Origin of the sequence: Streptomyces sp. NPDC002785 (assembly GCF_040295565.1) — a bacterium.
In the GTDB taxonomy this organism is placed as follows: domain Bacteria; phylum Actinomycetota; class Actinomycetes; order Streptomycetales; family Streptomycetaceae; genus Streptomyces.
Map to the genome: position 1 here is coordinate 1 of NZ_JBEOVN010000202.1, position 12811 is coordinate 12811.

Consider the following 12811-nt stretch of genomic DNA (forward strand, 5'->3'; position numbering starts at 1 on the left):
ACGGATATTTCCTGGGTGCGGCCATGGTCGATGTTCCTCTCATGATTCCCATCTGACCCTCTGTCAACATCCTCCGCATCTCGGGGGAACCTCAGATGACTGACATCACGAAACATCGCCTCAGGTGAGGAAGCACCAGTGGCAGATCGACGCTTTTACCTGCGTGACGGCATCGAAGAAGCTGTCGGCCGTCCCACAGCACTTCCGCCCACGCCGGGTCCCCCGGCTCGCCCCGACAAGAAGGTGCACATGTCCGCCTCATCCGATCTCCAAAGCTCGCGCCGGCCCGCGACCGAAACGGCTCCTCACGGCGTGCCGGGTTGGCTGGTCGCGCTCCTCGCCGTCTCCACCGGCATGACGGTCGCCAACCTCTACTACGCCCAACCTCTGCTGTCCTCGCTGAGCGATGTCTTCCACACCAGCACGGCCACCGCCGGGGCACTGATCACACTCACCCAGGTCGGCTACGTGATCGGCATGCTCTTCCTGGTCCCGCTCGGCGACCGGCTTGAGAAGCGCAACCTGATCACCATCCTGCTGACGGTCACCACCCTCGCCCTCGTTGCGGCCGGACTCGCTACCAGCTTCCCGATGCTGCTGATCGCCTCACTCGTCAGCGGGGCCACCTCGGTCGTCGCCCAGATCCTTGTGCCGTTCGCCGCCAGCCTCGCGCCCGACCACGCCCGCGGCCGCATCGTCGGCCGGGTGATGAGCGGGCTGCTCACGGGCATTCTGCTCTCCCGCACGTTGAGCAGCCTCGTCTCCGACCTCGCCGGCTGGCGCGCCGTCTTCCTCGGTTCTGCCGCTCTGATGGCTGTACTCGCCGTGGCCCTGCGCGCGGCCCTGCCGCAGCACGCGCCGACCACCACCATCCCGTACCACCACGTGCTGCGCTCCACCGTCCGGCTGGTGCGCACACACCCGGTACTACTGCGCCGTGGCCTCTACCAGGCGGCGATGTTCGGCGCCTTCAGTGCCTTCTGGACCACGGTCTCCTTCGTCCTGACCGGCCCCCGCTTCCACTACTCCCCGGTCGGGGTCGGCGTGTTCGCCCTCGTCGGCGCGGCCGGAGCGGCCATCGCCCCGTTCGCCGGGCACTGGGCCGACCGTGGGCTCGTACGCCCCATGACCGGCATCGCCTTCGTGGTCGCCATCCTGGCCTTCGCGCTCGCCGGGTTCGGCGGACACAGCATCGTACTGATCGGCCTGGCCGCGATCCTCGTCGACATGGCAGTACAGACCACCCTGATTCTCGGCCAGCACACCGTGTACCAACTCGACCCCGCCGCCCGCGCCCGCCTCAACAGCGCCTTCATCGCCACGTTCTTCGCGGGCGGAGCGGTCGGCTCCGAACTCGGCTCCGTCGTCTACCACTCCGGGGGCTGGACCGCTCTCACCGCCCTCGGCGCCGCCCTGCCCCTCGTCGCCCTCATCTACTGGACCACCGAACGTCGGCAGGGGTCGGCAGCGAAGCCGAGCACAGCAAGCCTGCCTGGGCACTGAACGGGTTACGCTCAGTTCACGCTCAGCTTCTCCCTCAGCTGGCCGCGAGAGGTGATCCCGAGCTTCGGAAAGATGCGGTACAGGTGCGCGCCGATCGTTCTCGGTGACAGATACAGTTGTCGGCCTATCTCCTTGTTGGAGAGGCCTTCCGCTGCGAACTGGGCGATCTGGAGCTCCTGAGGCGTGAGCAGGTCCCAGCCGGTAAGGCTTTGACGCTTGCTGCCCTCGCCCGCCGAGCGGAGTTCCTGGCAGGCCCGTTCGCGCCATGGCTCCACACCGAGGGCCGCGAAGGAGTCTCGGGCGATCCGCAGCGGAGTGCGGGCTTCCATCACGCGGCGACGCCGTCGGAGCCAGGCGCCGTAGGCGAGCATGAGTCGAGCGCGAGCAAAGGGCGCACGGGACATGTCCAGATCGAGCGCCGACCGGAAGCGCTCTTCGGCATGCTCGTCGTCGGCCAGCAGCGCATGAGCGAATCCCAGGTTTACCCGTATCAGTTGGGCCTCGCTCGCCCCGGCGGACGTGACGAGCTGTTGCAACGCGGCCTTCGCCATGGCTCGTTGTTCATCGCCCGTGGCAGCCTCCGCCAACTCCGCGATGGCCATGGTCTGCAGGAAAGGATGGTAAGCTGGGTCGGCCGGGTCGAAGACCCGCCAGACGCAGGAGAACGCCTCGGCGTGGTTGTCGGCGGCGAGGCCGATGAGGCCACGCGTGATCTGGATGAACGCAAGATTGGAGAGGTTGGCCACGGACAGCCCTTGACGCTCCGCCTCGCCGATGACAGCGCGCGCCGTGTCCAGATCTCCGCGCAATGCGGCGAACTGCGCCTTCGCGATCCGCGCACCGGTCAGCCAGCGCGGTTGGGCGTTCTCATCGGCCAGACGCATGGCCTCGGCCACGGCCGGGAGTCCGGTCTCCCAGTCGACGGTGTGCACGGTGCTGAAGGCGAGGGACACCAGAGTCTGGGCCAGCAGGCCCAGACGGCCCTGGCCACGCAGGCCGGCCGCCGCGTGTCGGAGAAACCCGGTGGCGTGGTCGTACGCGTTCATCATCGTGGCCGCCGTGCCCAGAGTGGCGGCGGCCAGAATGTCGTACCCGCCCTCACGTTCGAGGCGCTGCAGGCGGTCGAGTAGCGTCGCCGCCCGTTCCACCGGGGCGGCCCCCGCCAGTGTGTACACCAGGTCCGGGTGGAGTTCCGAAACGGGTAGCCGCTCGGCCGCAGCCACGACGCGTTCCCGCAGCTCCCGCCCGGGGTCCGACCACCAGCACCGCCGCGCGGCTGTGCGCAACAGCCGCAAAGCCAGTTCGGGATCGCCGGCCGCGGAAGCCTGCTCCGCTGTGGTGATCAGCAGATGGAGCCGGGGTGTGCTCGTGTCGACATCCAATTCGATCCCCTCGCGCAGCAGGAGCAGGCGTGCCCGGTCCAGCACGTCGACTACCAGCGGTTCGGCCTGCTGCAACAGGCTTGACGCGCGGTCCGTCTGGCCGAGCTCGAGGCCCAGTTCCGCGGCGCCGAGGAGGCGGGCCACTCTTGCGGAAGGAACCTCGCTCAGTGCTGTGGCGCGTTCCAACGCCGTCAAGGCCGCCGCGGCGGCGCCATGCCCTCTCGCTCTGAGAGCCACCTGGTCCAGTTGCCGCGCTACCGCTTCGTCGGGACGGCCGATGGCCGCAGCCCGGTGCCACGCCTGCCGGTCAGGCTGTCCATGAAGGGTGTGGGCGAGTGCGCCGTGGGCGGCAAGACGGTCCGCGAGCGTTGCCGAGCCCAGGACGGCGGAGCGCACCAAAGGGTGGGTGAAGCCGATACGGAACTCGTCGGCGCGCACCAGACCTGCGGCTATGGCGGGCTCCAGGGAGCGTGCGGAAATCGCCGTGCCCGTAAGTGCCGAAGCCGCGGCGAGCACCTCGGTCAGCGCACCGTCATCGGCGGCGGCGGTGATGAGCAGCGCATGGCGTGTGTCAGAAGGAAGATCGGCCAGCCGCGAGGCGAACGCGCGCTCGAGTCGGGGAGTGAGGGGGAGTGCCGGCGATACCACGGACTCGGAGGGCACCCCGTCCGCCAGGGTGATCGGGAGCTCAATCAGCGCCAGGGGGTTGCCGGCAGACATCTCCGCCACAAGGCGGCGCACCCCTGGGTCGAGACCGGGATTGCGGGCGTCCAGGAGAGCGTCGGCCGCGGTCGGCTCCAAAGGCTTGAGGTGCAGCTCGTGGATGTCGGGGGTGCCCGGCCACGCCGTGCGGTCTTCGCGGAGGGCAAGGAGCAGGCCGAGGGGCTCGGAACCCACTCGGCGTGCGATGAACCCGAGAACGTCCAGGGTCGGCATGTCGAGCCACTGGGCGTCGTCCACGACCAGCAGAACGGGGGCTTCGGCAGTCGCCTCGCCGAGCAGGCTGAGGGTGGCCAGGGCGACCATGAAGGACTGGGGCGCGGAGGCACTGCGGGACGGCTCCGCCATGCCGAAGGCGCCCAGCAGCGCTTCCGCCTGGGTGGGGGGAAGGTGCGAGATGCGATCCGTCATGGTGTGGGTCAGCTGGTGCAGCCCCGCGAACGGCAGATGGGTCTCGGTCTGTACACCCGATGCCTTGAGGGCGGTGAGTCCTGAGTTCCGGGCCCGGGTGACGGCGTGGTCCAAGAGGGAGGACTTGCCGATCCCGGGGGCTCCTCGAATCAGCAGCGCACTGCCGCGCTCGGGCAGTCCGTCGACCAATTCGTCGACAGCCGCCAGCTCCCTGTCCCGACCGAACAGTATAGTGCCCGACATTCGATGTTCCTCTGCGCCACTGTTCTGACCTGGACAGACGCAGTCTACGTGCACACAGAGAACAGCCAGAGTGCACTGAGAGTCAAATGCCCACCGGCGCATCGCCTCCTTGCAGTCGCTTCGCAGTCATCATGCCGACGACGTAAGTCATCCCGTGTTCCAAGCTGGACGCTGTGCCGAGCCAACTGTTTGTGCGGTGGTCGGTCCCGGCACGCGACCGACAGGAGGGCGCCCATGACATCTGTGATCGACACGGCCGGATTCCCGGACGGCGGGAACACGGTTCGCCGCTGGAGCCGGGCTGTCTCCATGGCCACTGTTCCGGTGACGGTTGCTTCGTACGGGACTCCGGCCACGCAAGGCCGGATGACGACCCAGCCGCTGGCGCACCTGCTCTTCGTCACGACGGAGGCGGATCCGCAATGCTTCACTCGCAGCCGACGACGGATCGCCCATGACGCCGGGCGGACCGAGGGCTTCGTGGTGGTCGCCGTCATGGGGGCCACCGGTGCTGTGCTGCAGCAGGACGGAAGGACGGTCGAGCTCGCCGCCGGAACGCTTGCCCTTTGGGACACGGAGCGCCCGTGTGTGGTCGACTTCCCGCGCGGTGTGGACACAAAGGCCTGCCTGGTCCCCCGCCGCGTTCTCGGCGTACGGGACGACCAGCTGCAGCGGGTGACTGCCACCGTGATCGACGCCGACGGTCCGGTGGCCGCCCTGGTCGCACCGTTTCTCGTGACTCTGGCCGAGACAGCCGCGGACTGCCCTGAGCATGTTGCCGGTCGGCTGGCCTGCAACTTCACCGACCTGGTGGCCACCCTCATCACCGAGCGGTCCGCCGGTGACAGGGCGGGCAGGGTCGGCTCCCGATCCACCCGGACCTGGGAAGTCTGCGCCTACGTGGACCGGCACCTCGGGGATCCGGAGCTCGGACCGGATACGATCGCGGCTGCGCACAACATCTCCGTCCGGTCCCTCCACAAGCTCTTCGAAGGGGAGGGAATCACGGTCAGCCGCCTGATCCAGCGCCGTCGGCTGCAGGAATGTGCCAGGGATCTCGCCCGCGGCGACAACGGTGAAAGGACGATCTCCGGCGTGGCCCGCCGTTGGGGCTTCACCGATCCGGCCCACTTCAGCCGACTCTTCCGCACCGCGTACGGCATGTCTCCGAGCCGGTGGCGCGACACTCGCGGCGGCGCTGTGTCGTCCGACCGCTCAGCTGTGATGGACGGCCCTTCCCCGACTTCAGCGGAGAACGACCACAGGACGCCGTGCAAACTCCGACCTGCTCCGTCTGGTCAGGGGAAGCGCGACTGGAGCCCCGCGGTGACGAAGCACTCGAAGACGGTGGCCTTGACCTGCGGTGAGGTGGCCACGCACGGCGTGCCCGCCAAAAGCCGCGACCAGCGGGAGGGCGAGGTCGCCAGTCGGCATGGGCAGAGCCCGGCTTCGGCAGGCGAGTGCGGACGGGAAGGGGCATAAATGGCAGGGTCAGGCGGTTCGCTGTCCCGTAGCGGCCTGCGCGGCCGAGAGGCCGAGCTCGAAGAGATTCAGGCGCTGATCAACTCGGTGGCCCGTACCGGAAGCGGCGGGTTGGCCCTGATCCAGGGGGAACCGGGTATCGGCAAGACCACACTGCTCGCCGAAGCCGTCGCCAGGGCCAGGGCAGCGGGATTCTCAGTCGGCGTCGGCAAGGCCGACGAGCTGCATCACATCGTGCCGCTCTCGTCGTTGGCGGCCTGCGTCCTGCACGGCGATCAGCCGCTGCTGTCCGGCGATGCCTTTGCCGATCTCGCCCGCAATCACGATCAGCGGATCTGGCTGGTGGAGCGCCTGGCGGAGGCGATCGAAGCCAGAGCAGGCAGCGTGCCGGTGCTGATCGGCCTGGACGACGTGCAGTGGGCCGATCCGCTGAGCCGGTTTGCCCTGCAGCAGCTCCCGAGCCGCCTGCGGACCTCGCCGGTTCTGTGGATGCTGACCGGGCGACGGGAGCCCGCGGGCCCGGCGGAAGAGGTCGTCGCAGCCGCGACCGGCGACCTTCCGACGCTCGCTGTGTCCTTGGGGCCGCTGTCCGGCGCGGCCATCGGTCAACTGGCCGGCGACACACTCGGAGCAGTGGTTGACGAGCGGGTACGGGACTTGCTCGACGGAGCCGGCGGGAACCCGTTCCTGGCGGTCGAGATGCTTGCGGGACTGCGGACCGCCGAGGTCTCGGACGAGCTCGTGCCCTCGGGGCTCGTGGTGGGTGTGCGCGGCAGACTCAGGTCCCTGCAGCCCGGCACACTGCGCTTCCTTCAGATGGGAGCGGTGCTGGGACGCAGGTTCGGCTTCCACGACGCCGCCGCGCTCTGCGGCCAAGCGGCCGCCGCATTGATCGCGGCGCTCGAGGAAGCCGTGTGCGCCGGGCTCCTGGACGACGATGGCGATCATCTGGTCTTCCGGCATGATCTGCTGCGCCAGGCGGTCTACGTCGACATCCCGCCGTCAGCCCGGAAGGCTCTGCACCGAGAGGCTGCCCGCCGCCTTGTCGCCGCGGGCCACCGGCCGATCGACGCGGTGCCGCACATCCTCAGGGGATCCCTGCCCGGAGACGAGGAAGCCGTAGCGCTGCTGCAGCGAGCGGCTGACGACGTACTGCCGGTCACGCCGGGCCTCGCGGCCGATCTGATGACGCGGGCCCTGGAACTGGTGCCATCAGCACGGCCGCTGAGGTTCACGGTGGGTGAGCAGACGATCCTCTGCTTGACACGGGCCGGCAGGAACCGAGAGGCGCTGTCGGCGGGCGACCGGCTACTGGCCGACCGACCGCCGCTGGAGGCGTTCAGTCGGCTGCAGGCTGCCCTCGGCGGGGCGCTGTGGAACATGGATCTCGCCGGCGAATTGCGCCGCCGGGCCGAAACCGCTCTCGCCATGGGGGGCAGCGCCCCGGAGATCTGCGCGAGGCTGGCCGCCCTGCGCGCGCTGGCCTTGTCCCGGGACCATGATCTCGTCGCGGCGCGTGAGGCCGGCGAGACCGCGCTGCGTGCCGCCACCGCGAGCGGTGACCGGGAGGCACACGTCCTGGCCCTGTCAGGGCTCGGCGAGATCGCGCTGAACGCGGGTGAGAACGCGGTCGCGCTGGAGCGCTTTGCCGCGCTGAGCGCCATCGATTCCGCTTTCCTTCCCGAAGAGATCGTCGCGCGCCTGCACGTGGACGACTTCGAGTCCAGCGAACGATTGCTCCTGCAAGCAGCGGACAAGGACGGGGCGATGCGTCAGGCAATGATGCTGTGGGCGCAGGGTCAGCACGATCTGGGGCTCGGCCGGCTCGACGACGCCGATGCCGACTTCGTGACCATGGAGCGCCTCGAAGACGAGGTACAGGTACCCGTCCAGCAGGTGAACGGTCGCGTGATCCGCTCCCGGATCGCCCTGCTGCGCGGCGACCGGGAAGTGGCGCGGGAGCACCTGGTCGCAGCGCAGGAAGGACTGGCGGTCAAACCGAACCCGGGCAACACAGCCGCGGTGCGCTTCCTGGAAGCGGTCCACGCCGAGGCCGACGGGGACATCGATCTTGCCGTCGACAAGATTCGAGAAGTACAGAAGGAAGGTTTCTTCATGCGCTGGCGGCTTTTGCGGGACTGGGTCGATTTCGCGATACGCATGTCCCTGCGCGGCGCGGAGCACGAGCTCGCCGAGGACCTGGCCGCGCAGGCCGAAGCCCACGCCGAACGCAACCCTGCCGTGCCGACCGCCGCGGGCATCGCGGCGCAGGCCCTCGGGCTCGTGAAAAATGATCTCGCCATGCTCGAACACTCCGTAGAGCTGCTCAAGGCAAGCCCTCGCCCGCTGGTCCGGGCCGCCGCATACGCCGATCTCGGACAGGCACTCCTGGCAGCAGGCCGGCAAGGTCAGGCAGTGACCGCGCTGGCTCACGCCCGTGGCACGTTCGCCGAGTCGGGCGCCCACGCCGCAGCGGCACGCGTACAGCGCGCTCTGGAGGGTGCGGGAGCCAGCAGCCGCAGGGCAGCGGCCATGCAGCGCCCCGTCCAGGGATGGGGGGCCCTCACGGCCTCGGAGAAGAAGATCGCGCACCTTATCGCCCAGGGCCACACCAACCGGTCGGCCGCCGACCTGCTCGTCGTATCCCCGCACACGGTCAACACCCACCTGACGTCCGTCTTCCGCAAGCTGTTGATCAACTCCCGGGTTCAGCTCGCCAACCTGGTCACGTCCTTGCCCGAAAGCTGAGCGGACCCGTTGGTACGTTCACGTGATGTCCTGCCACACCTGAACGCGCTTGGCTGAGGCATCCCCGTTATGTTCCCCCGCCCAGTCGGAGGTCACCGGCATGCACAGATCCACCCCCGTACCGCCGACCATCGTGCTGGTGCATGGGGCGTTCACCGATGCCTCGTCGTGGGCGGGGGTCATCAGCCTCCTTCACGCCGCCGGACTGACCGTGCGCGCCCCGGCGAACCCGCTACGCGGTCTGGCACAGGACGCCGCCTACATCAGGAGCGTGGTGCGTGACATCGACGTCCCTGTCGTGCTGGTCGGCCACGACTACGGTGGCGCGGTCATCACACACGCCGCCACCGACGCCGACAACGTCGTGGCCCTGTGCTACGTCGCTGCGTTCGGCCTCGACGCGGGCGAGTGCGTCCTGGACATCACGAACCGCTTCGCCCCCACGCCGGTGGCCGAAGCGACCTTCACCGTCGCCCTCCCCGCCCGGATTCCCGGCGGCCCCGACAGCGAGCTGTACATCCGCAAGGAACGGTTCCAGCACGTGTACGCCGCCGACCTGCCGCCCGGCGTCAGGGAGGTGCTGTCCGTGGCACAACGCCCGATCGCCTGCAGCGCGCTGACCAGTAGATCGGGCCCGCCGGCATGGGCCTCCAAGCCCTCCTGGTACGCCATCGCGACCGCCGACCGGTTACTCAACCCCACTGCTCAGCGCTTCATGGCACAACGCATGGCGGCCGTCGAATACGTGCTGGACGGCTCGCACGCCGTTGTGCTGTCGCAGCCCGACGCCGTGGTGGCGATGATCCGGGAAGCCGCCGAGCAGGGTAATGATCGCGACGACGACGGCCTTCGACAAGGCTTCTGGGCAAGTGAATGAGGCGATCACGCGTCTCCGTGTACACGGGACCGCCGCCGCACCCTGCGGACGTCGATATTCCGAATGCCTCACGCCATAGGTCGACCAGGGGGCGTGTTTAATATGCATTCGAACGAACGAGGCCGGTTGGTCCACTTTGACGGAGCCCCTGAAGTCCGCCCACCCTCGCGACATCGACTCCGGTCACAGACAGTCACTCGATAAAGGCACCAGCATGCTCTCACCGGCCAGACCGCCGGCGCGGCGAATCGCCGCCCTCCTGACCGGAACCATCGCCCTGGTGCTGGCCGCCACCGGGTGCGGCGGCAGAACCGGCGCCGGGTCCGCCGCGGACAAGGTCACCTCCATCACCGCGCTCGACTACTACACCGACGAGCCCGAACACACCCAATGGGGCGAGATGCTCACCGCGTGCGGCAAGACCGCCGGTGTAAGGGTCGAGCAGACAAGCGTTCCGGGGGCATCTCTCATCCCCAAGGTCCTGCAGCAGGCGTCGTCGCGGACCCTTCCCGACCTGCTGATGCTCGACAACCCCGACCTGCAGCAGATCGCACAAACCGGCGCGCTGACCCCGCTGGACAAGTACGGCATCGACTCCAGCGGCTTCGCCAAGGGCATCCTGTCGGCGGGCACCCACCAGGGAAAGCTGTACGGACTGGCCCCCAACGTCAGCACGATCGCCCTGTTCTACAACAAGGACATGCTCGCCAAGGCCGGTGTCGCCGTACCGAGGACCTGGGACGAACTGAAGGCGGCGGCAGCCAAGCTGACCCGTCCCGGGCGCTACGGCATGGCGGTCGACGCGAACGCCACTTTTGAGGGCACCTGGCAGTTCCTGCCCTTCCTGTGGTCCAACGGCGGGGACGAGAAGCAGTTGGACACCCCGCAGGCCGCACAGGCACTCCAGCTGTGGGTCGACCTGGTGAAGAGCGGATCCATGTCGAAGTCGGTGCTGAACTGGACGCAGGCCGACGTCCACGATCAGTTCGTCGCCGGAAAGACAGCCATGATGATCAACGGCCCTTGGCGGATCCCGGCCCTGAACCAGGACAGGAACCTGCACTGGGGAGTGGCCCCCATCCCCGTCCCCCGGTCGGGGCAGACCCCGGTCACACCGCTCGGCGGTGAGGTGTGGACGGTCCCGCAGAGCCCTTCCAAGGCCCGGCAGGAGAAGGCCGCCCAGGTTCTCGCCTGCCTGAACAGCTCCTCGAACATGCTCACCCTGGCCAAGCAGCACTTCACCGTGCCCTCCCGCACCCCGGTGGCCGCCCAGTACGCCGAGCAGGTCCCCTCGATGGCTGCCTTCGTCAAGAGCGTGGAAGCGGCACGCGCCCGTACCAGTGAGCTCGGCGTCAAGTGGCCCAAGGCAGCGACAGGGATATACACCGCGATCCAGTCCGCACTGACGGGCGAGCAGACACCGGAGGAAGCCCTCAGGCATGCGCAGCAGATCGCGACCAGTAACTGATCTGTCCCCGATCCTCCGGACGGTCACCGGGCAAGACGACGGCGCCGTCGCCGCGGGGGGCCGGGCCGCGGCCCGGGCACGCTTCGGGGAGCGGCTGGCCCGGTGGATGTTCATCGTGCCCGCCGCGGCATACCTGCTGCTGTTCTTCGGCTACCCGATCGTCAAAAACATCGTGATGAGCTTCCAGAAGTACACGACCACGACGTTCTACACGGGTGCTGCGCCGTTCGTGGGGCTGCAGAACTACTCGGAGATCCTTTCGTCGGACCTGTTCCCCAAGGCCCTGCTGACCACGGTCCTGTTCACCGCCGGCTCGATCATCGGGCAGTTCGCACTCGGCCTGGCCTTCGCCCTGTTCTTCCAGCGCCGCTTCCCGCTCGGCGGCGTTCTGCGATCGCTCCTGTTGCTGCCGTGGCTGCTGCCGCTGGTCGTCTCCGGAACCACGTGGAGGTGGATGCTCGAGTCCGACACGGGAGTCGTCAACGCAGCGCTGCGCGGCCTCCACCTCTCGTCGGCCGGCATCCCCTGGCTCACCGGCACCTCACAGGCGCTGGTGTCGGTGATCCTCATCAACATCTGGGTCGGAATCCCCTTCAACACCGCGATTCTGTACGGCGGCCTGCAGAACATCCCCACGCACCTGTACGACGCGGCGAAGCTGGACGGCGCCGGCCCGCTGGCGTCGTTCCGCCATGTCACCTGGCCACTGCTGCGGCCCACGGTGAGCGTCGTGCTGGTGCTGGGCGTGGTCTACACGGTCAAAGTGCTGGACATCATCCTCGTGGTGACGGGCGGAGGGCCGGCCAACACCACGGAGACCATCGCCACCCAGTCCTACGAACTGTCCTTTCAGCAGTTCGATTTCGGGCGCGGTGCCGCAATGAGCAACGTCCTCATCGTCATCTCGCTCGCGTTCGCCATCGTCTACCTGCGCGCCAACCGACGCGCCCGGACCGTCTGAGAGGCGATCCCGTGAAGCGCGCACCGGGCCGTGGCTGGCCGTCCACCATCGTCGGGATCGCCCTGCTCGCGCTGATGCTGTTTCCCGTCTACTGGATGGTCAACGCCTCCCTCCAGCCGGCGGGCAACACACTGCAGGGAGGCTGGTTCCCCTCCCATCCGGACCTCAGCGGATACGCCACCGCGCTGCGCGACCAGGGACGCAACCTTGTCACCAGCCTCGTCGTGGCCCTCGGCAGCGTGGCGCTCAGCCTCGGGCTCGCCGCGCCGGCGGCCTACGCTCTGGCCCAGTTCCCCCTCCGCGGAACCGACCTCGTGCTTCTCGGCATCCTGGTCACACAGATGGTGCCGAGCATCGTCGTGGCCAATGCGCTCTACAGCGCCTACAACGACCTGGGACTTCTGAACTCCTACCTCGGGCTGATCCTCGCCGATTCCACCGCAGGGGTCCCCTTCGCGATCATCATCATGTGTTCGTTCATGCGGAGTATTCCCAGGGAGATCATCGAGGCCGCACGCGTGGACGGCGCCGGCAGGCTGCGCGTCTTCCGCTCCGTGGTGCTCCCGGTGAGCACAAACGCGTTGATCACTGCCGCCGTCTTCACCTTCCTCTTCACCTGGAGCGACTTCCTCTTTGCCCTCACACTGACCACCACGGAGAGGGTTCGGCCGATCACCCTGGGCGTCTACCAATACATCGGTGCCCACACGAACCAGTGGAACGCCATCATGGCCACCACAGTCATGGCGTCCATCCCCGCCGTCGTACTGCTCGTCGTCGCTCAGCGCTACGTCGCCACCGCCACGACCGACGGAGCCATCAAGTGAGGGGCAGCCCCTCTCCGTCCGGTCCGTAGCCGACCTGTGGCCTGATCTAGCGGGTTCACGCGATGTGCCGCCCCAGGGCCCGCTGGCACGGTGTCTCAGAGCCTGTCGGGTGGCCGGTTGGTTACGCTGCGATGAGGTCCTCGACGGTGCGGGCTCGTGCGGTCTTGCGGTGGGATTCATGGCTCCACC

The 12811-nt window shown here is 68.3% G+C and carries 8 protein-coding genes; 7 read left to right on the forward strand and 1 reads right to left on the reverse strand.

The features are described from left to right. The first annotated feature begins 249 nt into the window (after positions 1–249). On the forward strand, positions 250–1503 hold the full coding sequence (locus ABTZ94_RS31390; RefSeq protein ID WP_351205829.1) for an MFS transporter: 1254 nt from the start codon (positions 250–252) through the stop codon (positions 1501–1503). Between the two features lie 11 nt (positions 1504–1514). Here the strand turns inward: ABTZ94_RS31390 and ABTZ94_RS31395 are convergent, their stop codons facing one another. Then, a complete protein-coding gene (locus ABTZ94_RS31395; protein WP_351205831.1) occupies positions 1515–4259 on the reverse strand; it encodes an ATP-binding protein in 2745 nt (914 codons plus the stop codon). A gap of 234 nt (positions 4260–4493) precedes the next feature. Here ABTZ94_RS31395 and ABTZ94_RS31400 point away from each other — a divergent pair, with 234 nt between their 5' ends. The 6 genes from ABTZ94_RS31400 (at position 4494) to ABTZ94_RS31425 (ending at position 12622) form a co-directional block, all read left to right on the forward strand. Further along, positions 4494–5741 (forward strand): helix-turn-helix domain-containing protein, encoded by a 1248-nt coding sequence (locus ABTZ94_RS31400; RefSeq protein ID WP_351205833.1) that lies wholly within the window; start codon positions 4494–4496, stop codon positions 5739–5741. Then, on the forward strand, positions 5742–8489 hold the full coding sequence (locus ABTZ94_RS31405) for a helix-turn-helix transcriptional regulator (RefSeq protein WP_351205835.1): 2748 nt from the start codon (positions 5742–5744) through the stop codon (positions 8487–8489). Positions 8490–8589: 100 nt separating this feature from the next. Further along, entirely contained in the window at positions 8590–9366 is a 777-nt protein-coding gene (locus tag ABTZ94_RS31410; RefSeq protein WP_351205837.1) for an alpha/beta fold hydrolase, read from the forward strand. Positions 9367–9580: 214 nt separating this feature from the next. Further along, entirely contained in the window at positions 9581–10834 is a 1254-nt protein-coding gene (locus tag ABTZ94_RS31415) for a sugar ABC transporter substrate-binding protein (RefSeq protein WP_351205839.1), read from the forward strand. Beyond that, on the forward strand, positions 10806–11795 hold the full coding sequence (locus ABTZ94_RS31420) for a carbohydrate ABC transporter permease (protein ID WP_502967343.1): 990 nt from the start codon (positions 10806–10808) through the stop codon (positions 11793–11795). The genes ABTZ94_RS31415 and ABTZ94_RS31420 overlap by 29 nt, the downstream gene beginning before the upstream one ends. Before the next feature lie 11 nt (positions 11796–11806). Beyond that, the gene (locus ABTZ94_RS31425) at positions 11807–12622 is read left to right on the forward strand and encodes a carbohydrate ABC transporter permease (protein WP_351205841.1); all 816 of its coding nucleotides are present in this window, start codon (positions 11807–11809) and stop codon (positions 12620–12622) included. Positions 12623–12811 lie beyond the last annotated feature (189 nt).